Source organism: Eubacterium sp. BIOML-A2 (assembly GCF_009680135.1).
Classification (GTDB): Bacteria; Bacillota; Clostridia; order Lachnospirales; family Lachnospiraceae; genus Faecalicatena; species Faecalicatena contortus_B.
This window is the reverse complement of sequence record NZ_WKZK01000045.1, coordinates 1-24,269: the sequence shown is the minus strand read 5'-3', so window position 1 is coordinate 24,269 and position 24,269 is coordinate 1. Positions and strand designations below refer to the sequence as shown.

The following is a 24,269-nucleotide window of genomic DNA, read 5'->3' as shown; positions in this document are numbered from 1 at the left end:
TATCAGTGTGTACGGCAGCGGTAAAGTCGCAGACAAAGAAAAGTATCCTAAATAAAGTTGATATCTGCAGATTTAAGGTGAAAAATATCATCGTATCTGTTTTCCAGATCCGGGTTCATATGGTGAGTGATGGTGATAACCGTAAGTTCCTTCTGTTCAAGCAGCCGGCTCTCAATTTCATAAGCGGTCTGCTGGTCCACCGCGGAGGTCCCCTCATCAATGATAAGGATCGGGGTATGGCGGATGAGCGCCCGGGCCACTGCCACACGCTGACGCTGGCCGCCGGACAGGAGGCTGCCGTTTTCTCCAACAGGAGAGTAGATGCCCTGGCTGAGTCCCGGCAGAAACTGGCTGACACCGCTGTTCTCCAGGGCAGCTTCCAGTTCCTCCTTCAGAAAACACTCTCCCAGGCAGATATTGGTGTAGATATCCGCATCAAACAGGAACACATTCTGATGAATTACAGAGACCAGACGGTTCAGCTCAGACTGCGTGAAATCCGTCACGGACCGCCCGCCATAGCAGATTTCTCCCTGGAAACCTCCGGAATATCCTGTCAAAAGCTTGATTAATGTTGATTTGCCGCAGCCGCTCTCACCCAGAAGGGCATACTTCTTTCCGGCTTCGATGCAAAGATTTAAGTTCTTTAAGACGTCCGGGCCGTCCTGATAATGAAAAGTAACATCATGGCAGACGAGGGAGTCCCGGAAAACAGCAGGTCTTTGGACTGCTGTCTTCTCTGCGTTTCGAGAGGGCTCCGGTCTGGAGGCGGGTGCGCTTGGGATGACAGAGTCCGGCAGCTGCCTGCCCGCCTCTGCATATTGGGCAAGGTGCTCCAGAACGGGTTTCATACTGGAGACCTTGGGAATATTCTGCATCAGCATGACGACCGGGGTTACAAACATGCTGCTCAGCTGGATGAGGGCCAGCAGAGTACCCATGGTTATCTGTCCTTTCAGCAGCAGATATGCAGCGGCGAATACGATAACAATCACGCTTAGAGAAGAGAGGATGTCGGAAATACATTCGTTGACGGCCAGAAGTGTATCCGCAGCAAACTTCTTTTTCGCGGTTTCCTTATTGACGGTGCGATATTTTTTAAATATATAAGAATGCATGCTGTATCCGCGGATGACCTCATATCCGTTCAGGTAATCTTTGGCTTTCGCCGTGAATTCAGCCAATTTTTCCGAGTAGGCATCCTGTCGTTTCTGCATCTGCTTTCCGAGCAGTGCAGGAATCAAAAACATAAGGACCAGGAAAACCAGCAGGATTCCTGTGATAACCGGACTTAGATAGAACAAGATTCCAAGCGTAGACAGGAACAGGACGACCATCTGGGAACAAAGCATGAGGGGAGTCAGATAATTTTCCTCCACCAGCTTTACGTCATTCACCAGTGCCGAAAGATAATCCGCCGTGTTGCGGGAGGTATATGCGACGGGCTCCTTTGTGATAACTCCTCGGAAAATGTCATCCCGCAGATGACGGGACACATTGCGAAGCAGCAGTTTTCCAAGGAATGCTTCCAGAAATCCCATAATACCAAGGGCTGCCAGATAAATCAGCATGATGATAAACAAATCGGAAAAACCGCTCAGATCTTTCTGTGTAGCCACATCTATGATTTGCTGCAGCAATATGGAAATGAAAGCCGCGAGTGCGGCATTGATTCCTCCGCTTAAGACAGCGCCTGCCAAAAGGACGCGGTCTTTTTTCTTAAATAAACTCATAAACAGACTCCTTTATAATATGTAAATTTGACTATACTGAAATATATTTCATGAATATAGAATACAATAGAATTTCAAGAATGTCAAATAGATATTATATAAATCGAATTTACAAAATAAGGTTGACTGATAATTAAAAGCGTAATATAATATATTTACAAACGCAATATAAATATATTTCGTTCGAAAGAAAAGAGGAATCCATATGGGGAAAGTTGAGGAAAGACAGGCAAAGATACTCGAAATATTAAGTGAAAAAGGAAGATGCGAGGTTACGGCAATAGCTGAACATTGCCAGGTTTCTCTTGTGACGGTTCGAAAAGACTTGACAGAGCTGGAAGAGCGTGGACTGCTTCGAAGAGAACAGGGTCATGCCATTCTGAATGATGACAGCGATATGAGACGGCGGCTTGCGGTAAACCATTCTACCAAGCTTCAGCTTGCAAAAGCAGCTGCATCGCTCGTGGCAGACGGAGATACGGTGATGATCGAATCTGGTTCCTGCTGCATTCTTCTGGCAGATGAACTCAGCCGGACAAAGCAGAATGTCACCATCATTACGAACTCCACCTTCATGGCAGAGTACATAGGAAAACGCCCAAACGTGCATCTTGTGCTGCTGGGAGGCGATTATCAGGCGGATTCCCAGTCTGTAGTAGGGCCTGTCACTAAGCTGACGGCTCAGGCTTTCCATGTGAAGCGTTTCTTTGCAGGCACGGACGGATACCGGCCGGGAAGCGGTTTTACCGGGGATAACCATCTGCGTGTGGAGACATTAAAAAATATGGCTGATAATGCAGAAGAGATTGTAATTATTACGGAATCCGCCAAATTTGCCAGACAGGGTATCGTATCTCTGTGCTCTCTTGATGAGGTGCAGTATCTGATCACAGATTCCGGGCTTCCGGATGATGTACTGGATGATCTTGTCGATCATGGCATTCATATCATAAAGGCAACTATATAAACCAACTTTATATACCCTAAGGGCATCTTGGGTACCAGTTCAGGTTCGCCTGAACCGGTGCTATCCCATAGCACATGCCCCGCGGGTGGAGCCGCGGTAAATTGCGGAATTTATTAAAAAGGAGATCAATATTATGGAAATCATACTGGACACAGCAAATCTGGAAGACATTCGCAGGTACAACGACATTTATGACATCACGGGAATTACATCCAATCCTACTATACTGGCAAAGGAGAAAGCGGAATTTTTCCCGCTCCTTCTGGAAATCCGCAGCATCATCGGAGAGAAGCAGCTCCATGTGCAGGTGACAGGAAGTACATGTGAGGAGATGCTGAAAGAGGCCGAAGCATTGACAGACAGGCTTGGAAAAGATACCTACATTAAGGTGCCCACTAATGAGGAAGGAATCAAGACGATGAAGGTGCTGAAATCCCGTGGAAACCGTGTGACAGCGACTGCAATCTATATGCCGCAGCAGGCCATGCTGGCAGCATCCGTAGGTGCAGACTATGTGGCGCCATATTTTAACCGTATGAACAATATGAATGTGGACAGTAAAAAAGCAATCGGTGATATGGCATGGCTGTTTGAACACAACCAGATTCAGACGAAGATCGTAGCCGCCAGCTTCAAAAACACACAACAGGTTATGGATGCGCTTATGGCAGGAGCCCAGGCGGTGACGGTATCTCCGGAGCTTTACACACAGATGGTGGAAAATCCGATGATTGATTCTGCAATTGCAGGCTTTGCAGCCGACTGGGAAGCAACCTATGGGGATAAAAGAATTTACGAATTATAAGAAGACAAAGGAGGCATCTACATGGCTCAATATATCATTGCCCATGACCTGGGAACATCGGGGAATAAAGCGACTTTATTCCATATCGACGGCCGCTTCGTAAAAAGCTGTACCATTCCCTATGAAGTGCATTTTTTCGGGAAGAACTGCGCGGAGCAGGATCCTGAGGACTGGTGGGCCGCGGTCTGCCGGGCGACCCAAAATGTAATAGAGGGTATCGAAAAAACGGATGTAATCGCAATTTCCTTTTCCGCGCAGATGCAGGGCTGCCTGTTGGTAGACGGAGAGGGAAAGCCCCTGCGTCCGTCTATTATCTGGGCTGACCAGCGCGCAGTAAAAGAAACGGAACATCTGAACCGCGAGATCGGGTTTGACAGAATGTACGAACTGACAGGCCATCGCCTGAATCCCAGTTATACGCTGGAGAAGATCATGTGGCTGAAGGAACACGAACCCGAGGTATATCAGAAAGCCAGCAGATCACTTCAGGCGAAAGATTATATTCTATTCCGCCTGACAGGCGAGTTTGCCACGGATTATTCGGATGCCTCAGGAACCAATGCCCTGGACCTGGAAAATCTCTGCTGGTCGGAGGAGATTCTGGAAGCCTCCGGTATCCGGCGCAGTCTGCTCCCGGAACTGCACAATTCCACGGACGTGATAGGAAAAGTGACCAAAGAGGCGGCCAAGGCATCGGGATTATGCGAGGGTACTCCCGTTATCTGCGGCGGCGGGGACGGTCCCTGCGCCGCGGTTGGCGCCGGCTGTATTCACGACAACGAACTTTTTGCAACATTTGGGACATCGGCCTGGATCGGCGGAACAACAAAAGAAAAATTCCTGGATGAAGAGAAAATTTTCTTCTGCTTTGCGAATATTATCCCAGGAAAATATATGCCCTGCGGAGCCATGCAGGCGGCCGGAAGTTCGTATTCTTACATACGCGGGCTTTTAGAACCGGGGAGACCATATAGCGAGCTGAACGCCATGATCGAAAAGTCCCCTGCCGGGGCAAAAGAACTGCTTTTCCTTCCGTATATGCTGGGCGAGCGCTGTCCCCGCTGGAATGAAGAGACGAGCGGGGCGTTTCTCGGCATCAAGATGCACCATACAAAAGAGGACTATATCCGTGCGGTAATTGAGGGTGTGGCATATAACCTGGAACTGATCCTGGCTGCCTACAGGAAATACCTGTCTGTCGACTCGCTGATCCTGACGGGCGGAGGAGCCAAAGGGGATGTCGTGTGTCAGATACTTTCGGATGTATTTGAGGCAAAGCTTCGGACCCCGGACCACGTGGAGGAGGCAACCTCCATAGCCGCAGCCGTAACGGCAGGCGTGGGGGCAGGTGTTTACCACAGCTTTGAAGAGATCACCCGCTTCCTTAAAATTCAGAAAGAATATACCCCGAATACGGACAATGAAGCAGTCTACCACAAGATGAAAAAAATATTTGATGCCAGCTATTATGCCCTGGAATCTGTATACAAAATGTTCTGAGCGGGGAATTGGCGGCATGGGAGCGCAAATCCGCCCGCAGGGCATGGATTACGTGCCTTTCGGATAACTATAAAAGCTCTGGATAAACCAGAGCTTTTATAGTTATTCCGTCTGCATTTTTGAGTATTCTTGCGCTTTTTTACTTAACTGCCTGACTCCTAAACCATCATTAAGGTTCGCTTCTCTCCATTTCGTATAATCAAACGGCTCCTTATTCATTAATACAATAAACCGTTCTGCATCAACATATCCCAGATTAGAAATCAAAGCATCCATTCCTTCCTGTTTTACAATTGCATCTGTACGCATAATTATTCCTCCATTTCATTTACAAATATAACCGGGTTCAGAATTTTTATTTCAGGTATTGGGGTATTTATCAATTTTTTATCAGTAGTCAGGTAATAGTCACAATTTGCTGAAACTGCACAAGCAAGGTGGAGAGCATCATATGTTTTAATTCCCTTTTCACTAAGTGATTCTGCAAAAATCAGGATTTCTTCAGATTCCTCGGAGATACACTCTGAAGCTATCTTCCTCCAGGGGCTGATAGCTCGTCGTTTTTCTTCATAAGGATTACGTCCATTTTCGTAGTCTAAAATGTAAGACCATACTAAACCATATAAACCATCCTTTATTTTTGCCTGAATATATAGTTTTGCTTGTGTTTCTAAATGTATTTTAATCTGTGTTTGGTCATCAAAAGGGCGATTGAAGCAACAATTATCTAAATAAATCTTAACCAATATTATCACACTCCATCTAAATAATTTACCTGATGTCATAAGAACTAATCTATATCAATTATTAATTTGTGTAATGCATTTATAGATTTTAATTGTATCTACAGTATAAGGTAAAAATCATCTATATTCAAGCATTTAAAACGCCAAGTTTCTTTTAATAACGTATTTGGCAGTTATTCTTCTGAGCTTGCACTTTGCGTTCCTTGTATGCTATTCTATATTCATGAAATTAAGAACGGGGGAATTTTATGAGTATCGAGATTTATAACGAACTAGATCCGGTATTTGAAATACTGGGGCTTCTTACCATTGCACATGGCGGAGACTGGAAGACAGATGTCATAAAAGCGATGGATGATTATGGGATAGACGGCGAAACATTTTATAATAAACATTTAAAGACAGTGGAAAAATATATAGAAACTTTTCAAAAGTATAAGGTAGAGACGCCTTCCGAGGATTTTTTTTTCCAGAACGCATCGCAGGAATTATTTATGATGGTTCTCACCATGGCAGTAGAGAACCGGAAGTACCTGGAGGGAGAGGAGCAGTTAGATCCCATGAAGCTCAGAAGTTTTATCGCATTTTACATCACCGATACGGTAGAGCATGCCCAGCTGCCTGAGATAAAAGATATGCCCCAGCTGCCCGATGAAAAGTCTATGCTGGAATTTTTGGACAGTGCGGATCTGAAGAGCGAAGAAAAATGGTATGTGCTGGATCTTCTGCGAAGACCCGACTACTGGTTTTCACAGCTGTTTGAGACCATACGCCTCAATATGCCCGCATTCGAGAAAGCCCGTGCAAGCGTTGCAAAGCCACTGGAAAAGCAGCTAAAACGTCTTGCTAAATATGAGAATAACGGATTCCTGAAGCTTGTCAACACATGCGGTGACAATCCCATCGTTTACCCAACCCTTGTATTTCCAATGATTCAGATCGTGCTGTATTCTCACTGCTACGAGGGCATACTGAATGAAGAATTAGAGAAAAACGAGTCGGCATCGATCAGCATAAAAGAGGAAGTTATCCGTCAGTCAAAATCCCTCGCTGACAAGAGTAAGCTGGACATCCTGTGTTCCCTGAAAGAATCCAGCAAATACAATTTAGAACTGGCCGAAGCACTGGATCTTTCCCCGTCCACCACCTCACACCATATGAGCATCCTAATGAGCAGCGGCCTCGTAACCGTTCAGAAAAAAGATGGAAAAGTATACTACTGCCTGCAGGAAGAAAACATAGAAAAATACATCCAGTCCCTAAAAAAACTGCTACTATAGGGGGGGACGCCTGCGTGGATCGGGAGTGAGGGCTTCTCAGGGGACACATCCGGTGATTTCAGGGGCGCCATTTGCGAAGAAACCGTAACATCAAATCGGAAGCCCCGCATGGAACCGACGACATTCACCGTGAAATTCTGATGAATTTCACGGCTCAGGTCGTCTCGGAATTTGCTTTGGAGAGCAAATTCCGCCCATGCGGGGCTTCCGATTTGATGCAACGGTTTCTAACGCGCATTCTAAGCCCCTGAAATTACCGGATGTGTCCCCTGAGAAGCCCTCACTCCCGATCCACACAGGCTGGTGCATCCCGGCGGGAGACGAGGTCAGAACGGGGAGGGGCAAGGCGTAGCTGTCTTGGCCCCAGAAGCCATTATAAAAACTAACTACAAAAATTAGCCACTAAAACTGGCTGGGGATATTGTGATGCACCAGTTCAGCTCAATCCGCTGCCCCCGTCCGGAATTCCCACCCTGGCAGCGTGCAGTTCTGCCTTGATGCACCCAGCCGCGGGGGATTCGGAGATGGGGGGCGGCGGGGCGTCAAGAAGAATGGGATAAGCGCCTTCAATAAAATCTCCGGTGAAACAGGGACCGATTCCCGAACCACAAGTTCGGGAATCGAGCGAACCCGCAGGAAAAAGCCATCAAGGCTTTTTCTGAGTGTTCGCGCGTCCCCTGTTTCACCGGAGATTTTATTTAGGCGCTTACCCATTCTTCGCCCGCCCCGCCGCCCCCCATCTCCGAATCCCCCGCGGCGTCCCATCAAGTCGAATTCCCCCGCCGCCCCCCAAAATTCCGTCTGGTAATATGTGGTGGGGGGTGCTATACTTTACCATGTATTATTTTGTTGAAAAGGATGAGAATGATGAGGAATCAGAAGTTTAAGAATAATGTGATGCTTGTGCTGACTGCTCTGATCTGGGGGAGCGCTTTTGTGGCTCAGAGTGTGGGGATGGATTATATTGGGCCGTTTACGTTTAACTCTCTGCGGTGTTTTTTGGGCGGGATTGTGCTGCTTCCTGTTATCTGGGTTATGGGCAGGAAGAAAAAGACGGAGCAGGCAGGGGGACAGGGGAACGCCGTGAATAAGAGCGGTAAGACGCTCTGGATCGGGGGCCTGTTCTGTGGGCTTGCGCTTGCGGTGGCGAGTTCGCTGCAGCAGATTGGGCTTGTGTATACGAGCGCCGGGAAGGCAGGGTTTATTACGGCCCTGTATATTTTGATTGTACCTGTTCTTGGGCTTTTTCTGGGCCGGCGGGCCGGGGGGAAGACCTGGGCAGGGGTTGGACTGGCTGTTGTGGGGATGTATTTCTTGTGTATGAAAGAGGGATTCTCCATAGCTTATGGAGATGTTCTGATGATCATCTGCGCTTTTGTTTTTTCGTTACATATTTTGATTATTGATTATTTTTCTCCGAAAGTGGATGGCGTGAAGCTCTCCTGCATACAGTTTTTTATCTGCGGGATTCTCTGCGCGGTGCCGATGTTTGCCAGCGAGAAGCCGGCTCTGGGGAGTATTCTGGATGCATATCTGCCGCTTCTCTATGCGGGGGTTCTCTCCTGCGGTGTTGCTTATACGCTGCAGATCATTGCACAAAAAAATACGGACCCCACGGTGGCTTCGCTTATACTAAGTCTGGAATCCGTATTTGCCGCGCTTACCGGCTGGCTGATTATACAGGAAACACTTTCTGCGAAAGAGCTGTTTGGGTGTGCCCTGGTGTTTGCCGCAATTATTCTGGCACAGCTTCCGGAGAAGAACCCTGTGTGGAAAGAGAATCATGATAACGGGTAAAACAATTTTTCCCTCTGCGTTTTGATGTCTCCAGGGCCTGCCTGGTATGCCGGAAGAGTTCTTCGTATGTAGTCCCATCCTGAGGATACATGGCGGCTCCCATGCTGACCGTGTATTCGGAGTCTTTATACTTCTGCGTCAGAGCCTTCGTAAGAGAGGCGCAGTATGGCTGGACAAATTCTTCTGAAAAGAGTTCGCTGAAATACATCAGGAACCTGTCTCCGCCGATCCGTGAGCAGATATCCATTTTACGGATATTGTTTTCGGAAAGACGGGCGATATGCTTTAAGATCTGATCCCCGAATAAGTGCCCGTTTTTCTCGTTCAGTCTTTTGAAGTTATCCAGGTCAAACATGATCATGAGGCCGGTTGTATGCGGATTATTGGTTATGTTCTGTGTTATAATTTTCTGCGCAGTTGTCTGTGTGTACAGATTTGTCAGAGCGTCCCGGTGGGGGAGCTCCTGCACCTGCCGTTCTTTTCCGTTCCGGGACAGCGCTATCCTTCCGACACAGCTGTACAGCTCTTCATTCCCTTCATTATCAGCCCAAAGCGTCCGGCCCATGAATTCATACCATTCCTGCGTCCCGCTAATGGTGGTCAGCAGCATTCTTTTCTGAAATACAGGAGAGGAGGGGGTGGTAGACTCTATACGTTCCATCAGTTCCTGAAAATCATTTTCCGCAAGGACCCCATATAACCGGCTCTTTTTGACAAAATCTGTTATGATAGACGGAAAATTAAATTCTTCCTGACACTTCTCTGAGAACAAGACCGTGTCCGTACTGAAATCATATTCGAATAAAACATCTTCTGATAAGGATGCGATAAACTGATATTTGGTCCGCTCCTGTTCCAGGAGAAACAGCGTGCGGTCGGACAGCTTGACACCCTTTTTCTGAAATAGTTCCTTTGAGAGCTGGTTGATATTGAACACGTGTACGGGATCCTGGCTTCGAAGGCTGACTGCATGCTCCAGATAGGTATCGACCGCTTTGAGGCAGTCAATCAGCTTGCTGTTAAACATGCCGCATTCTCCGTTCAGGATCATCTGCATGGCCTGTTTATGAGTATAGGGAGGTTTGTATACACGTTCGCTCACCAGTGCATCATAGACATCCGCGAGGGAAACAATCTGTGCAGCGATCGGAATCGCATCCCCTTTCAGGTGGTCAGGGTATCCATTACCGTCCCAGCGTTCGTGATGCCAGCGGCAGATCTGCCTTGCATATTTTACCAGTTCCTCATTGCTGCCAAAACGCAGTTCATTGAGCATCTGCTCTCCGCGTGCGGAGTGGGTTTTCATGACTTCGAACTCTTCAGCAGTGAGTTTGCCGGGTTTATTCAGGATCTCTTCCGGAATCTCGATTTTACCGATATCGTGCAGTGCGGCTGCGTTGGAGATCAGCGCAATATGGGATTCATCCATCGCATACTCTGGATAACGTTTCCGCAGCGCTTCCAGAAGTATCTCGGTTATAATGCGTATGCGGATGACGTGGAGCCCGGATTCCCCGTTACGGAATTCGACGATTGTACTGAGGATATTGATCATAAGGGCGTTGTTGCTCTCTTTCTCAATCACCTGCTCCTTTACGAGACCTTCCAGCTCCTTTTGTTTCGAGTAAAGGATGATGGTATTTTTTACACGCTGAAGGACGATATTCGAGTCAAAGGGGCGGCTGATATAATCCACAACACCGTATTCGTAACCCTTTTCAATATATTCCCTGGAACTTTCCGATGAAATAATGACTACAGGGATCGTCTCGTGCCAGTGGTTCTTCTGCATGATGGTCAGGACATCAAATCCTGACATTTTTGGCATTAAAATATCGAGCAGAATCAGGGAAATGGAAGCGTCATTCTTTTTCAGAATCTCAATCGCCTCTGTCCCATCTGCTGCCTCAATGATATTGTAATCCTCCTGCAGTATATCAGACAGGACGGCCCGGTTCAGTTCCGCATCATCTACGATTAAAATGGTTTTCTTTTGTTCTGTGCTTGTCATTCACTTGCTCCTTAGGCTTATCAGAACCTGGCCAGCAGATCCCGGACAGTTTCATATTCCTTCACGATATCCGCATATTTCTCTTTTACCACTGAGCTGTCCGCCTCCCCGGGGGACAAGGTCCTCAGGTACTCTGTCAAAGAAGAGGATGCGGCCGTAAGAGGGGGCAGTTCCAGGTTAAGCGCCATTCCTTTGATGGTATGAGCAGCTCGGAATATCTCTTCATGATCGTTGGATTCCACTGCATGCTGCAGAGTTTCAAAAACCGGATCTTTCAGAAGAAGATGCAGGTATTTATCGATCAGAGATTCTCTGCGCAGTCTCTGTAAAACGACTTGATAATCGGCGCCAATATTTTCATAAAATGTTTGTAATTCCATTTGATCGGCCTCATTTTTCTTTCATAAATTTTTCTATTACATGAAGGATCCCGTCATCATCGTTGGAGCGGGTAATAAAGTCGGCGGTATCCTTTACGACACTCTGGGCATTTTCCATGGCTACGCCAAGACCGGCATATTCAATCATGGATACATCGTTATAACCGTCCCCGCAGCAGATCATCTGGTCTGCAGTCAATCCGATGCTGTTCAGCAGCTTCTGCAGGGAATAGGCCTTGTCGATCTTCTTGGGCATAATCTCCAGAAAGAAGGGCTCGGAACGGTATATGTTAAGGAACGTGTGAAAACGCTTTTTCAGAACTTCCATCATCTTTTCCATGATGTCAGGGTCCCCGGCAGCCAACAGCTTATTAACCGGGAAATTCAGGTGTTCGACAAAATCAGGGATCTCTGCCACGGGCATTTTGTTAAGAAAGGATTCCTGCTTTGTGTACTTGTTGACTGCGATTCCGGACAGTATATGGCTGTCGTTATACGACAAAAGGTCCACACCTGGAAATGAAGCCGCAATATCATAGACAACAGGTATAATTTCCGGAGGGAGCGTTTTGTTGTAAATATCAGTTCCGTCGGAGCATCGGGTGATGCGTGCCCCATTAAAGGAAAGTATATAACTGCCGAACCGATCCAGATACAGTTTCTTTGCCAGCGGAAGGACTCCGAATATGGGACGTCCACTGGCCAGAACCACCTTTTTTCCCTCTCTTTGGATTTCGATCAGGGCGTTTCTTGTGGAGTCCGTAATTTCTTTTCTGGAATTAGTCAATGTGCCGTCCAGATCCAGCACGAGCATTTGATATTCCATCTTTACCTCTTTTTTAATACGTCGACAATCTCCGGAAACTCCATTGCATGGGAGGCTTTTACCAGAATTGTATCGTTTGTGTTTATCAGGGGATCTATATTTTCCAGAAATTCGGCCTTTGTTTCATAATAATGCACGTGCATTTCCGGATTTACTCCTATTGCTCCGCGGGCGATGTCCTCTGCAAGGGAGCCAATGCAGATCAGCTCGTCTATGCCGGCATCTGCGGCGAATGCTCCCGTCTCACGGTGCATCTCATGTTCTTTAGGGCCAAGCTCAAACATATCGCCAAGGATCGCGACGGTGCGTCCGCCAGCTTTACTCAGGACATCCAGGGAAGCCTTCATGGAGGCCGGGTTGGCATTGTAACAGTCATCGATGATTGTTAGATTCTCTGTCTCAATCAGATGGTTCCGCCCGGCCAAAGGCGCCAGGGATTCGATTCCCTGCCGGATTTCCTCATCATTCATGCCCATAACCCGTCCGACGGCAATGGCGGCCAGTGCATTATATACCATATGCGCCCCGGGGATAGAAATATGTGCGCGGAATTCGGAATCAGGCGTGTGGAAGCGTGCAGCCGTACCCTTTAATCCCAGGTTCTCTATCTCGTCTGCATAGTATGCCAAATCCGGGTCCAGGCCAAAGAAAACAGGCTCAATATGGTTGGCAGGCTTAACGGATGCCAGCATATCATCGTCCCCATTGAGTATAATATCCCCTTCCGGATTCATATAGAAAAACATTTCCGTTTTGGCTTTTAATATGCCTTCCCGGGACTTCAGCTGCTCCAGGTGGGCACAGCCGATATTGGTCAGGACGCAGACATCCGGGCGCGCGATTTTTGCAAGACGTTCCATCTCGCCAAAATCGCTGATGCCCATTTCCAGAACGGCCGTCTCATGTTCTTCCCGGATGTTAAAGATTGTGAGAGGCAGTCCGATCTCATTGTTGAAATTGCCCTCGGTTTTCAGGACGCTGTATTTTTGTGCCAGTACGGAGGCAATCATCTCTTTTGTACTTGTCTTGCCCACACTGCCGGAGATACCCACCACTTTCAGGCGGAGGGAGCGGCGGTAGTGCTCTGCAATATCCTTCAGGGCCTGCGCGCAGGAATTTACCATGATATAGGGGTAGGATGCGCTCTCGATTCTTTTTTCTGAAACGGCGCACAGCGCTCCGTCCTGAATGGACTGGGGGATGAACATATGGCCGTCCACACGGGCGCCGCGAAGCGCAATGAACAGACAGTCTTTTTGGATCCTGCGGCTGTCAATGGTAACGGATGTGACCTGTTTGTAATAGCTTTCCTCGTCTCCGTAATAGATTCCGCCGCATGCAACGGCAATTTCCTTCAATGTCATATTTTTCATCGTTCGTACCGTCCTTTACTGGTATCTGGCTTCCAGGGATTTTTGGATAATCAGTTCGCACAAATCTCCGTACTCTATGCCTGCCGCTGCTGCCTCCTTTGGCAGAAGACTGGCAGCTGTCATGCCGGGCAGGGTGTTTACCTCAAGGCAGTAGAGATTTCCACTGCTGTCCAGAAGAAAGTCTGCGCGGCTGTATACATTCAGCTTCAGGGAACGGTAGGCTTTAACAGTGAGTTCCATCATCCGGTTTGCAGTAGCTTTGTCAATATCGGCGGGGCAGACTTCCTCTGTGGCGCCATCCTGGTACTTGTTGGCATAATCGAAGAACCCGGTCTTTGGAATGATTTCAATGGGCGGGAGAGCCTTGCCGTCTATGATACCGCAGGCAAACTCCCTTCCTTTGATATATTTTTCGACAACCACCTCGTCTTCGTAGCGGAAAGAACTGCTGAGCGCCTCTTCGTACTCGCTCTCTGTGTTTACGATGTATACCCCGATGCTGGATCCGCCGGAGCACGGTTTTACAACTACGGGGAGTGTGAGTCCAAGAGCATCGAGCGATTTTTCTGACGCTTTTTTATGAATGCAGGCTCCGGCCGGCGTGTCAATGCCCGTCTGCAGGAAGACCTGTTTGGTAAATCCTTTGTCCATTGCTACAGCGCAGCCGAGAGAGTCCGGACCGGTGTATCTGATTCCAAGCAGGTCAAAGGTAGCCTGCAGCTTTCCGTTCTCCCCCTCTCCGCCGTGCAGCCCAAGGAACGTGATGTCTGCCATGCGGCATAGTTCGATGACGTTGGGACCGAGAAAACAGTCCGGCTGATCCGGGCGGGAGGCTTTGACCGCCTCGATGTCCGGTTCGGTGGTATCGATGTTTTTGACGATCCCAAGGCCGTGGTCAGGAAGGGTAAATACCTCTTCCAGGTGTTCGGGATCGTAGGGGAAACCGAGGAAAACATCCAGCAGAAAAGCATCGTGTCCCTTTTCAAGCAGGGTTCTGCAGATGCCTGCACTGGAGGAAAGGGATACGTCGCGTTCTGTGCTGAGTCCTCCGGCTAATACGATAATCTTCATTTCTTAAATCTCCTATCTTCATTGAGTTTATACTAGCGAGCAAAGCGTTGCGTTATCTGCTCAGGTCGTTCAGCAGGCGTGATTTCGTGTCGTAGAGCTTCTGGGATAAATCCACATATACGCGGTGGGGATAGAAAAGCCGCTTTGTCTCGTCCCAGAGCGTGTCTTTTTCCTGACGGCAGTACTGGGCGATCTCCATAACCGATGGTGAATTGTATACGCACTCACCGTGGATGAATACAGGCTTTAAGATCTCTCTCATGGTGTAGCTGCCTCCGGGAAGCCTTGTTTTCTTCCAGGTTGCATTGGGGTCAAATAATAAAAGTTCTTCCGATGTGTCGTATGTCTCATCGGCAAAACAGATCAGATCGGCACGGATTTTGCCCGTCTCTTTATCATATACACGGAAGATTGTTTTGTTGCCTGGATTAGTGATTTTCTCCGTATTCTCTGAAATCTTGATCTTGGGTACGAACTCGCCTTCTGCATTCTGAATTGCGGCAAGCTTATATACTCCGCCGAAAGAAGGGCAGTCCTTGGAGGTGATCAGGTTCGTACCCACTCCCCAGGAGGTGATGGCCGCACCCTGCATCTTCAGGTCGTGGATCAGCAGCTCGTCCAGGTCATTGGATGCCGCGATTACTGCATCGGTGAAACCGGCGGCATCCAGCATCTTGCGGGCCTCCTTGGATAAGTAGGCAAGGTCCCCGCTGTCCAGGCGGATGCCGTAGGATCTGGGGCGGATTCCCTCCTCGCGCAGCTCCCGGAATACCCGGATGGCATTGGGAACACCGGATTTGAGCGTATCGTATGTGTCCACCAGAAGCGTGCATGCGTTGGGGTATAGCTTTGCGTATTCTTTAAATGCTGTGTATTCGTCTTTGAAGCTCATGATCCAGCTGTGGGCGTGGGTACCCATGATAGGCACGTCAAATAGTTTGCCGGCCAGTACGTTGGATGTGCCCACGCAGCCGCCGATCATGGCCGCTCTTGCACCGTAGAGTCCCGCATCGGGGCCCTGGGCGCGTCTCAGCCCAAATTCCATAATTCCGTCGCCCTGTGCTGCAAATACGACGCGGGAGGTCTTTGTTGCGATCAGGCTCTGATGGTTGATTATATTTAATATGGCAGTTTCAACAAGCTGGGCCTCCATAATGGGCGCGATTACTTTAACCAGTGGTTCTTTTGGAAAAATAACCGAACCCTCCGGAATTGCGTAAATACTTCCGCTGAAATGGAACCCGCTCAGATAATTCAGAAAGTTCTCGGTGAATATTCCGAGACCTCTCAGGTAATCCACGTCTTCGTAAGAAAAATGCAGATTCTTGATATAGTCTATAACCTGTTCGAGTCCTGCCATAATGGAATATCCGCCTTTATTGGGATTGTCCCGGAAGAACACATCGAACACAACGGTTTCATTTTCCTGAGTTTCAAAATATCCCTGCATCATGGTTAGTTCGTACAGGTCTGTCAGCAATGTAAGATTCTGAGCACTCATATTAATCTCCTTAATAATAAATACCTTAAATAAATATTTAGCAGGCCTTATGGGGCATGCTACCAGCATTTAGTATACCACATGTGAAAAAAAAGTAAAAGAAAAGTAAGCTTTTTTCATTGAAGCGGGCTGTGGAATGTAGTAAAGTGAATTCTAAAGAGGGTTTTTACATATTTAAAAGGAAAGAGAGTTGTGCTGCTATGGAGTATTTCTGGATAGTCCTTCCCAAGATGGGCGGCTTTCTGCTCCTGGTTCTGATCGGGTTTCTGGCATCCAGGCTGGGGGTTGTGAAAAAGGAAGCGCTGACTTCTATTTCGGGTTTTTTAATTAAGATCGTGCTGCCGGCGCTGGTGATCTCATTGATCTGGGAGAATCACACTACAGTATTTACTTTGTTTCACTATGGCCGGATCGTGCTGTGGCAGATGGGGGCATATTTACTGCTGGCCTTAACGGGATTTCTGGTGAGCCGGATTTTTAAGCTGCCGGAATCCGTCAGAAATGTTTTCTGCGGCTGTATGGTGGGCGGTAATTTTGGGTTTTTGGTGATTCCGCTGATTATGGCGTTGTTTGCGGAGACGGGAGGGGACAAGTATATTCCGATCTGTTCGGTCGTAGATACGACAGTAGTATGGACACTGGGCCTGCTTTTGTTTCTTGGCCGCAGCGGGAAACAGGAAAATCTCTGGAAGAGGGTTGTCAGCACTCCTATTTTTATTTCTATATTGATAGGGATGGCGCTGACCACATTTGCTGTCCCGGTGCCGGCGCTGGTTATGGATGTCGTGACTGCTGTGGGAGAGACGAGTTACAGCTGGGGGCTGATATATCTGGGATGCAGTATTGGGTTTATGGAATTTGGCGGTATCCTGCGCTATAAGTCGGTGCTGCTTCTGGCTGCATGCAAGCTTGTGGCGGTACCGGCGGCCGTGTATGCCATTGCATCCCATTTTCTGCCGCAGACGGAGAGTCTTATGCTGATGCTGATCACCGGCGCGCCGACGATGACGTCTTCCAGTATGCTTGCGAGGCAGTACCATTTGAATGAAGATTACGCTTCCGAGGCTGTGGTGGTTACCACGCTGCTCTGTATGGCAACACTGCCGCTGCTGTTTTTAATCACTGCACTGTAGACAAGTACTCTCAGAAATTTAGGGCGGCTTATGCTGCAGTTAATGATGATACGATGTACTGGAATGTGAAGTGAGGCGGCGTATTGCTGCAACGTATTTTTAAATACGCCCTATGGCTGGGAAACGGACTGGTGTATGGGAGCTTATAAAAGGAGTCAAGATGAAGATCAGAGTGCGTGATATAGAAGAATTATGGAAGGACAGATTTGCTGCACTTGTCGCAGGCAGAGGTGGGCTGGACAGGATTGTGGAGTTTTACGATATGATGGAACAGCCGGATATTAAACCCTGGCTCAGGGAGAATCTCCTGGTGATTACGACGGGGTATGCGATCCGCAACGACAAAAAGGCGCTGCTGAATCTGATCCGGGATCTGCGGGAGGTGAACGCGTCGGCGCTGGCGATCAAGACGCGGTTTTTCGATGAATTTCCCAAAGAAGCGCTGGCTCTGGCTGATGAGTGTGAGATCCCGCTTTTTTTTCTGAATAATGACGTCGGGTTTATTGAGGTTGTGTATCCGGTTATGACGGCGATCGTGGAGGCGAGAAATCAGCTCGAGATGTCCAGCAGGTACCGGATTGGCACTTACAGCCAGATGGAGATGAACGGGAAGTTATTTCTGGATCTGCAGACCGGTAAGATCACACAGGCGGAGGAAGCGGAGCAGAGGGTGAATTCTCTGAGCTGGCCGTTCCCGCCGCTGCGTATGATCTTGATTCAGGCAGAGCAGAATCCACGTATGGCGGAGGCTCAGGAAAAAGATATGGAGAGCATTTACCAGATGATGAAAGGGGCTATGGAGCAGGCGGGGATCTGGGGGGCCGGTATTGTGCGCCAGTACCAGTACATCTGTATTATGAAGGATGTGGAGGAGGAAAAGGCGGACAGCCTCTGTTCGACGATGGTTGAAAAGATCTGCAGCATGTTGAAGTACCGTGTGGCAGCCGGGATATCGCAGCAGTTCTACGATTATCTGGAACTGGGGGCGGTTTATAAGGATGTAAAAGATGTTTTCCGTATCCGGGAAAAAAAGGGGCTGTCCGGAAATGTCCTCTGGATGGAAAAGCTGAGATATGAGCAGATTGTGATGCATATGGCACAACAGCGTGAAGTGCGGGCATTCGTGCAGGAAAAGCTGGCGGCCCTGGAGATCTATGACCGGGAACATGAGAGTCATCTGGCGGAGACGCTGGAGATGCTTTCTGCGTGCCGCGGCTCCCGCAAAACAGCTGCGGAAAGGCTGTATCTTCACCGGAATACGATGTCTTACCGTCTGAACCAGATCGAAGAAGTTCTGGGGTGTGACCTGAGTGATGCCGGGCAGCTGGAGGAACTGGGGTTTGCCTGCAGGGTGAAAGAATACATGTGATTGTGCACTGTGCACAAAAGATCGGCGCAGATTCGGTACTGGTGAATAAGGACTTTAGCGGTTTGACGTGCTATACTGATAGAAAGAGCCAATGTAGGAGATGTATGCATTGGCTTATATCTTATGAAGGAGCAGCGGGAATGGATAAAAAAGGAATTCGTTTGACAAAAGAACTTTTGGACGCAGCGCTTGCCGGCGGGACGATTTTAGGCGGCGGGGGCGGCGGAGACGCGAAAAAGGGGAGGAAGTTCGCAGAGATTGCGGTGGATTACGATGATCTGCGCCTGCTTCCCATTGAGGCTGTGGATGAGGATGCTGTACTGCTGACGGCTTCTCTTGTGGGAGCGCCCAATGCTGCGGAGCAGTATATGGCCGCAAAGGATCTGGTCCGCACGGTGGAGATTTTAAAGAAGAATTGTGACTTTACGATCGGCGGCATTATCACAAATGAACAGGGAGGAGAGGCGACTGTGAATGGCTGGCTTCAGGCCGCGGTACTGGGGATCCCTGTGATCGATGCCCCCTGCAATGGACGTGCCCATCCTACTGGCGTGATGGGAAGTATGAATCTGCACAAGCAGGCGGACTATCGGACCGTACAGGCATGTGCGGGCGGCAATCCGGAGGCGGGCAGCCGCGTGGAATGTTATTTTGAAGGGACGATTGAGCATACGTCCCGGCTGGTGCGTATGGCGTCCATTGAGGCCGGCGGACTGGTGGCCGTGGCGAGGAATCCGGTGAAGGCGTCCTATGCCAGGGAAAACTGTGCGCTGGGCGGCGTCAGCCATGCGATTGAGACAGGAAAAGCATTTTTGAAGGGCCTGGAGCATTCGGTGGAGGCAGCTGTGGAAAGTGTGTGCGGATTTTTGGGCGGAAGGATTCTGGCAAAGGGAAAGGTAGATGCATTTTCAATAGAAACCACGGGAGGATTTGACGTGGGGTATGCCTCGGTGGATGGATGTGAACTGACTTTCTGGAATGAATACGCGACGGCGGAGAAAGACGGGGAACGTCTGGCGACCTTCCCGGATCTTATTATGACGATCAATGCCGTAAGCGGCGAGCCGGTGACAACGGCCATGATGGAAACCGGTCTGGACGTTTATGTGATTGCGGCTAACCGGGAGAATCTGAAGCTCGCGCCTACGATGTTTGAGCCGGAACTTCTGCGGGAAACGGAAAAAGTGATTGGGAAAAACCTGGTATCATATCTGGAGTAGCATAGCGGCAGAGAAGTAAAAATTCATATTATAAGGAGGACGAATTTATGTTAATGAAACAGATTATCGATGCGTACGAGGTACTGGACAGTGCTTATGTGACGGGGAAGAAGGTTGAGGAGTATCTGCGCACAATACAGCCTGATGCGGACATCACCGTATATGAGCTGAAGGGACCCAAGGGGACTACGGATATGCTGAAGGTCAGAATCCCGGGAAGCAATGGCAAGATAAAGGGCGGCAGTGCGCCGACCATTGGTCTTCTTGGCCGGCTGGGCGGGATTGGAGCGCGTCCGGAGCGTATCGGTTTTGTATCGGATGGAGACGGCGCCCTTGCAGCAGTTGCCCTTGCGGCAAAACTTCTGGATATGCAGAATAAAGGGGATGTGCTGGACGGGGATGTATTTATTTCCACACATATCTGTCCGAACGCGCCGACTGCGCCGCACGATCCCGTGCCCTTTATGGGTTCACCGGTTGAGATGTCCCAGGTAAACAGAGAAGAAGTATCCGATGAACTGGATGCCATCCTGTCAGTAGACACAACAAAAGGCAACCGCGTGATCAATACTAGGGGATTTGCAATCTCACCGACCGTAAAAGAAGGGTATATCCTCCGCACATCCGAGGATCTGCTGGATCTGATGCAGATCACAACCGGCAGGCTCCCATATGTATTTCCGCTGGCAACCCAGGACATCACGCCTTACGGCAATGACCTGCACCACCTGAACAGCGTACTCCAGCCATGTACTGCAACCAATGCTCCTGTAGTAGGAGTGGCAATCACCGCGGAGACCATGGTGCCGGGATGCGCAACCGGGGCAAGCCATGCGTCAGACGTAGAAGAAGCGGCGAGATTCATGCTGGAGGCGGCAAAGGCATTTGGCCGCGGACAGTGTAAGTTCTATGACGAGGAAGAGTATGCACGGATCCAAAAGCTATATGGTCCGATGAAACATCTGCAGACACTGGGAGAAGAGTAAAAAGGGGTCTGACCCCTTTGCAGTCGGTTTTCAGAATATTCTTAAAATTTAGATACGAAGTAATTATATAACGCAGGAGGTGCACTGGATGAAGATAGGTGCGGTTACGATAGGACAGGCTCCCAGGGTGGATGTGACTGTCGATATCATGGATATATTTGGCGGAAAAACTGAGCTGATACAGGCTGGCGGACTGGATGGCCTTACAAAGGAAGATATTGCTGAGTTTGCTCCCGGGGAGGGAGACTATGTACTGGTGTCCCGGCTGAAAGACGGGAGCTCCGTGACGTTTGCAGAACGCCATATTCTCCCGAGGCTTCAGGAGGCGATGAATAGGATGGAGGAAGAGGGCTGCCGCCTGATTATGATGTTCTGCACCGGCAGTTTCCCGGAGACTCTTACAACAAAGAGTATACCTGTGATTTATCCGTGCGAGGTTCTGGACAGGCTTGTTCCTCTGATGAGCAAAAAATCCAGTATCATCTGTATGACGCCGTCTCCGCTCCAGATTGAGCAGACGGAGGAAAAGTGGAGACACTATGTGAAAGAAGTGAAAGCCGTAGCGGCTTCGCCGTACGGCGATTGGGAGACTTTGGAAAAGGCTGCCGATGAAGTAAAAGATATGGATGCTGATCTCATAGTTCTGGACTGTATCGGGTATACTCAGGAAATGAAAGAGATGTTTGCCAGGAAGACAAAAAAGATGGTGGTTCTGCCCAGGACACTCCTGGCACGCGTGGTATCTGAACTGACCGATGCTGCAGAATAAATCAGATGACAGGGAGAAGGGGAAAAGATGAGTGAATTAGTAAAAATAGCGGAGGGCGTCCTGATATCTTGTCTGGATGCAAAAGCCGGGGAGGCTGTTTTAATCGTGACGGATGACAGCCGGAGAGAAATCGGGGAAGCGCTTTACGAGGCATCCAAGAATCTGGGATGCGAGGGCATGATGCTGGTCATGAAGGAGAGGGAACTAAGCGGGGAGGAGCCGCCCAAAGCAGTAGCGGAAGCAATGAAAGGCGCCGATATCGTAATTGCACCGACGGCGAAATCACTGACGCACACCAACGCCCGGATTCAGGCGGCAGCAGCGGGTACGAGAATCGCCACGATGCCTGGTATCACAAAGGAGATGTTCAGCCAGGGCGCGATGACTGCAGATTATGCGAAGGTTGAAAAACTGACGGATAAGATCACTGCAATGCTGACCAGTGCTGACACGGCCCGGATAGAAAAAGACGGGAAGGTACTGACAATTTCATTGAAAGGGCGTAATGGAGTACCAAGCCCCGGCGTCTACAAAGCGCCTGGAAAATGCGGGAATCTACCATCAGGTGAGGCGTATATTGCACCGCTGGAGGACGGTTCTGACGGAGAAATGATAATTGACGGTTCCATGGTTGGCATTGGCAGGCTGGATGCCCCGCTTCATATGGTAATCACGGCCGGAAAACTGCGGTCTGTTACAGGGGAGAAAAGTGAGAATCTGGAGGTACTGCTCAAAAATGAAACCAACGGAACTCTCTGCGAACTGGGGATCGGAACCAACGAGGCAGCCATATTGAATGGCATCATTCTGGAAGACGAAAAGGTATACGGAACGGTTCATATCGCATTTGGAACAAACACCTCATTCGGGGGAATAAATAAGGCAGAGTGCCATATGGATGGGATTATATTAAAGCCCACCCTTTATCTGGATGATGTTCTGGTGATAAAAGAGGGCGTATTTACAGACACGCTTTAAGAAAAGCTGCGGGAAAGATAAGTCTGGCGGGCGCGCGGAAGGCGGAAAGAACCGGTCTGATGCACGCCCGCTTTTTGAGGAGGAAGAAGCATGGGAACGTTTAAGGTAGGATTAATACGCGTATTGACGACAGAAGACCAGGACGTGCTGCAGGCACACGGTAAAGTAATCATGGAAAATTTCCCCGGTATTGAAGTGGAAACAAAATGCATTCCCGATCAATATGAAGGAATACATAGCGACGAATTATGTGAACTGGCCATTCCCAAAATCGTAGAGACAGCGAAAACATTTACGGACGTGGATATGTTTATCGTCAGCTGTGCAGACGATCCGGGCGTTGAAGAGATCAGAGAGGCGCTCCCGGGAATCCCGGTTACCGGCGGAGGTGAGACTACGGTGGCCCTGGCGTTAAAATATGGAGATAAAGTAGGCGTGCTGGGCATCACCGACTATGCACCGCAGGCTTATGAGAGGATGCTGGCCGGAAAGATGATACTCGGTAAGCCGGACGGAGTCGACAGCACGCTGGATCTGATGACGTCGGAAGGACGGGAGAATACCATCAAAAAAGGAATAGAACTGAAAGAGCAGGGCGCTCAGGTTATAGCGCTGGCGTGCACAGGTCTTGGCACAATAGGCGTAGCAAAAGAGCTGGAAGAAGCAACGGGACTGCCGGTGATAGACCCGGTCATAGCAGAAGGAATGTTTGCCTATTTCGAAAAAATCCGCAGAGGGGTCTGACCCCTTTGCAAAAGGGTCAGACCCCTCTGCAAAAGGGTCAGACCCCTCTGAAGTCCCCTGAAAATAAAGAGGTGCTGTTGACGACAGCACCTCTAATTTCATACAATCGATTATGACACGATCTCAGCATTTTTAATAATCGTTTTCTGTATAATATTCTGTACGTAATTCCCAATATGTTTTTTATCTTCCTTTTCCAACTGATCGGGATAAATTGGCTTTCCGTATTCGATCACGACATGGACTTTGCGAATCCTGGGAAATTGTTTTTCGAAGATGGCACATGTATTATTCATGGAAACTGGTACAATAGCACAGTTTGTTTTCGTAGCGATCTTAAAAGCACCGTCTTTAAACGGGAGCATACTTAGTTCTTCCCCATTATTGCGCGTTCCCTCCGGGAAGATACAGATCGAAATCCCCTTTTTTATGTAGTCGATCGCCTGTAGAATGGTCTTTAACCCCTCTTTTGGATTTTCGCGGTCCAGAAAGAGGCAATACAGATAGCGCATCCATGTAGAAAGCAGCGGGATGTGCTCCATCTCTTTCTTGGCAACGTATCCGGTCAGCCTTTTACAGCGGGAGTAGGTCAGCAGAATGTCAAAAAAACTACGGTGGTTTCCGATGAAAAGCACAGGTTCATCGGGAACATTCTCCTCGCCGATGACGGTGGTGCGGACGCTCGTCATTTTTAAGATAACTTTAAATGCCCACTGCACGAGCCGCAGAGAGCTATAGTCCCTTTTTTCACGGTTGAATTTGCCGATCACCCATTCCACGAAGAAGATCGGAATGGAAAGAATCAAAAATGTAACCAGGAAGATCACAATACAGATAAATCTAAACATCAGGAAATACCCTCTTTTCTGTTCTTGTCTATGCATTTCTCAAACCAGTGTTAACAAGTACCGGCTCCAGAATACCATGCCCTCCAATTATACAAAACCCTGCCCTAAAAAACAAGTAATGTACAGAATATAATTCTGTAAAAAGTTAGTTTGGTGTTACTATTCACAGTCGATTTAGCGTTCATTCTTTAGGAAGCTCGTAACAGAGCTTCTTTTTCTTTGCCATAATGCA

General features: G+C 48.7%; 22 protein-coding genes. 12 read left to right on the top strand and 10 right to left on the bottom strand.

Annotated elements, in window-relative coordinates:
- Positions 1–47: 47 nt before the first annotated feature.
- Positions 48–1,733: an ABC transporter ATP-binding protein gene (locus GKG43_RS15390; RefSeq protein ID WP_055151365.1), complete on the bottom strand. Its 1,686-nt coding sequence runs from the start codon at positions 1,731–1,733 to the stop codon at positions 48–50.
- 205 nt (positions 1,734–1,938) lie between these two features.
- On the opposite strand from GKG43_RS15390, the gene GKG43_RS15385 reads away from it, so the two are divergent.
- The 3 genes from GKG43_RS15385 (at position 1,939) to xylB (ending at position 5,005) form a co-directional block, all read left to right on the top strand.
- Positions 1,939–2,700 carry a DeoR/GlpR family DNA-binding transcription regulator gene (locus tag GKG43_RS15385; RefSeq protein WP_025655880.1) on the top strand — a complete coding sequence of 254 codons (762 nt, stop codon included), beginning with the start codon at positions 1,939–1,941 and terminating at the stop codon, positions 2,698–2,700.
- Positions 2,701–2,833: 133 nt separating this feature from the next.
- Positions 2,834–3,505, top strand: coding sequence for a fructose-6-phosphate aldolase (locus GKG43_RS15380; RefSeq protein WP_050640684.1), 672 nt, complete (start codon positions 2,834–2,836; stop codon positions 3,503–3,505).
- A gap of 21 nt (positions 3,506–3,526) precedes the next feature.
- Positions 3,527–5,005, top strand: a complete 1,479-nt coding sequence (gene xylB, locus GKG43_RS15375) for a xylulokinase (protein ID WP_050640683.1) — start codon at positions 3,527–3,529, stop codon at positions 5,003–5,005.
- A gap of 102 nt (positions 5,006–5,107) precedes the next feature.
- On the opposite strand, the gene GKG43_RS15370 is transcribed toward xylB, so the two are convergent.
- Both GKG43_RS15370 and GKG43_RS15365 read right to left on the bottom strand, forming a co-directional pair.
- A complete protein-coding gene (locus GKG43_RS15370; protein ID WP_050640682.1) occupies positions 5,108–5,314 on the bottom strand; it encodes a hypothetical protein in 207 nt (68 codons plus the stop codon).
- Between the two features lie 2 nt (positions 5,315–5,316).
- Positions 5,317–5,751: a hypothetical protein gene (locus tag GKG43_RS15365; RefSeq protein WP_197278214.1), complete on the bottom strand. Its 435-nt coding sequence runs from the start codon at positions 5,749–5,751 to the stop codon at positions 5,317–5,319.
- A gap of 248 nt (positions 5,752–5,999) precedes the next feature.
- Here GKG43_RS15365 and GKG43_RS15360 point away from each other — a divergent pair, with 248 nt between their 5' ends.
- On the top strand, positions 6,000–7,031 hold the full coding sequence (locus tag GKG43_RS15360) for a winged helix-turn-helix domain-containing protein (RefSeq protein ID WP_050640680.1): 1,032 nt from the start codon (positions 6,000–6,002) through the stop codon (positions 7,029–7,031).
- An 858-nt stretch (positions 7,032–7,889) separates the two neighbouring features.
- A complete protein-coding gene (locus GKG43_RS15355) occupies positions 7,890–8,828 on the top strand; it encodes a DMT family transporter (protein WP_082202965.1) in 939 nt (312 codons plus the stop codon).
- Here GKG43_RS15355 and GKG43_RS15350 read toward each other — a convergent pair.
- The 6 genes from GKG43_RS15350 to GKG43_RS15325 are packed head-to-tail and all read right to left on the bottom strand — an operon-like array spanning position 8,767 to position 15,990.
- Positions 8,767–10,839, bottom strand: coding sequence for a diguanylate cyclase (locus GKG43_RS15350; protein WP_055151362.1), 2,073 nt, complete (start codon positions 10,837–10,839; stop codon positions 8,767–8,769). The two genes, GKG43_RS15355 and GKG43_RS15350, sit on opposite strands and share 62 nt — an antisense overlap.
- Before the next feature lie 20 nt (positions 10,840–10,859).
- Entirely contained in the window at positions 10,860–11,219 is a 360-nt protein-coding gene (locus GKG43_RS15345; RefSeq protein WP_050640676.1) for an Hpt domain-containing protein, read from the bottom strand.
- A gap of 10 nt (positions 11,220–11,229) precedes the next feature.
- The gene (locus GKG43_RS15340; RefSeq protein ID WP_055151359.1) at positions 11,230–12,045 is read right to left on the bottom strand and encodes a Cof-type HAD-IIB family hydrolase; all 816 of its coding nucleotides are present in this window, start codon (positions 12,043–12,045) and stop codon (positions 11,230–11,232) included.
- Between the two features lie 2 nt (positions 12,046–12,047).
- Positions 12,048–13,418, bottom strand: coding sequence for a UDP-N-acetylmuramoyl-tripeptide--D-alanyl-D-alanine ligase (murF, locus tag GKG43_RS15335; RefSeq protein WP_055151357.1), 1,371 nt, complete (start codon positions 13,416–13,418; stop codon positions 12,048–12,050).
- Positions 13,419–13,433: 15 nt separating this feature from the next.
- Positions 13,434–14,489: a D-alanine--D-alanine ligase gene (locus tag GKG43_RS15330; RefSeq protein WP_055151354.1), complete on the bottom strand. Its 1,056-nt coding sequence runs from the start codon at positions 14,487–14,489 to the stop codon at positions 13,434–13,436.
- A gap of 52 nt (positions 14,490–14,541) precedes the next feature.
- Positions 14,542–15,990: a nicotinate phosphoribosyltransferase gene (locus GKG43_RS15325; RefSeq protein WP_050640672.1), complete on the bottom strand. Its 1,449-nt coding sequence runs from the start codon at positions 15,988–15,990 to the stop codon at positions 14,542–14,544.
- A 200-nt stretch (positions 15,991–16,190) separates the two neighbouring features.
- On the opposite strand from GKG43_RS15325, the gene GKG43_RS15320 reads away from it, so the two are divergent.
- The 7 genes from GKG43_RS15320 to GKG43_RS15290 all read left to right on the top strand — a co-directional run bounded on the left by GKG43_RS15320 (position 16,191) and on the right by GKG43_RS15290 (position 23,189).
- The gene (locus tag GKG43_RS15320; RefSeq protein WP_055151351.1) at positions 16,191–17,123 is read left to right on the top strand and encodes an AEC family transporter; all 933 of its coding nucleotides are present in this window, start codon (positions 16,191–16,193) and stop codon (positions 17,121–17,123) included.
- A gap of 160 nt (positions 17,124–17,283) precedes the next feature.
- Entirely contained in the window at positions 17,284–18,492 is a 1,209-nt protein-coding gene (locus GKG43_RS15315; protein WP_070102333.1) for a PucR family transcriptional regulator, read from the top strand.
- Positions 18,493–18,632: 140 nt separating this feature from the next.
- The gene (locus tag GKG43_RS15310) at positions 18,633–19,712 is read left to right on the top strand and encodes a DUF917 family protein (RefSeq protein WP_055151490.1); all 1,080 of its coding nucleotides are present in this window, start codon (positions 18,633–18,635) and stop codon (positions 19,710–19,712) included.
- A gap of 47 nt (positions 19,713–19,759) precedes the next feature.
- Positions 19,760–20,698 carry a DUF1177 domain-containing protein gene (locus GKG43_RS15305; RefSeq protein WP_050640669.1) on the top strand — a complete coding sequence of 313 codons (939 nt, stop codon included), beginning with the start codon at positions 19,760–19,762 and terminating at the stop codon, positions 20,696–20,698.
- A gap of 88 nt (positions 20,699–20,786) precedes the next feature.
- Positions 20,787–21,467 carry an AroM family protein gene (locus GKG43_RS15300; protein ID WP_050640668.1) on the top strand — a complete coding sequence of 227 codons (681 nt, stop codon included), beginning with the start codon at positions 20,787–20,789 and terminating at the stop codon, positions 21,465–21,467.
- Between the two features lie 27 nt (positions 21,468–21,494).
- Positions 21,495–22,445 (top strand): aminopeptidase, encoded by a 951-nt coding sequence (locus GKG43_RS15295; RefSeq protein ID WP_050640667.1) that lies wholly within the window; start codon positions 21,495–21,497, stop codon positions 22,443–22,445.
- A 90-nt stretch (positions 22,446–22,535) separates the two neighbouring features.
- Positions 22,536–23,189: an aspartate/glutamate racemase family protein gene (locus GKG43_RS15290; protein ID WP_050640666.1), complete on the top strand. Its 654-nt coding sequence runs from the start codon at positions 22,536–22,538 to the stop codon at positions 23,187–23,189.
- 110 nt (positions 23,190–23,299) lie between these two features.
- Here the strand turns inward: GKG43_RS15290 and GKG43_RS15285 are convergent, their stop codons facing one another.
- On the bottom strand, positions 23,300–24,037 hold the full coding sequence (locus GKG43_RS15285; protein WP_050640665.1) for a lysophospholipid acyltransferase family protein: 738 nt from the start codon (positions 24,035–24,037) through the stop codon (positions 23,300–23,302).
- Positions 24,038–24,269: the final 232 nt, after the last annotated feature.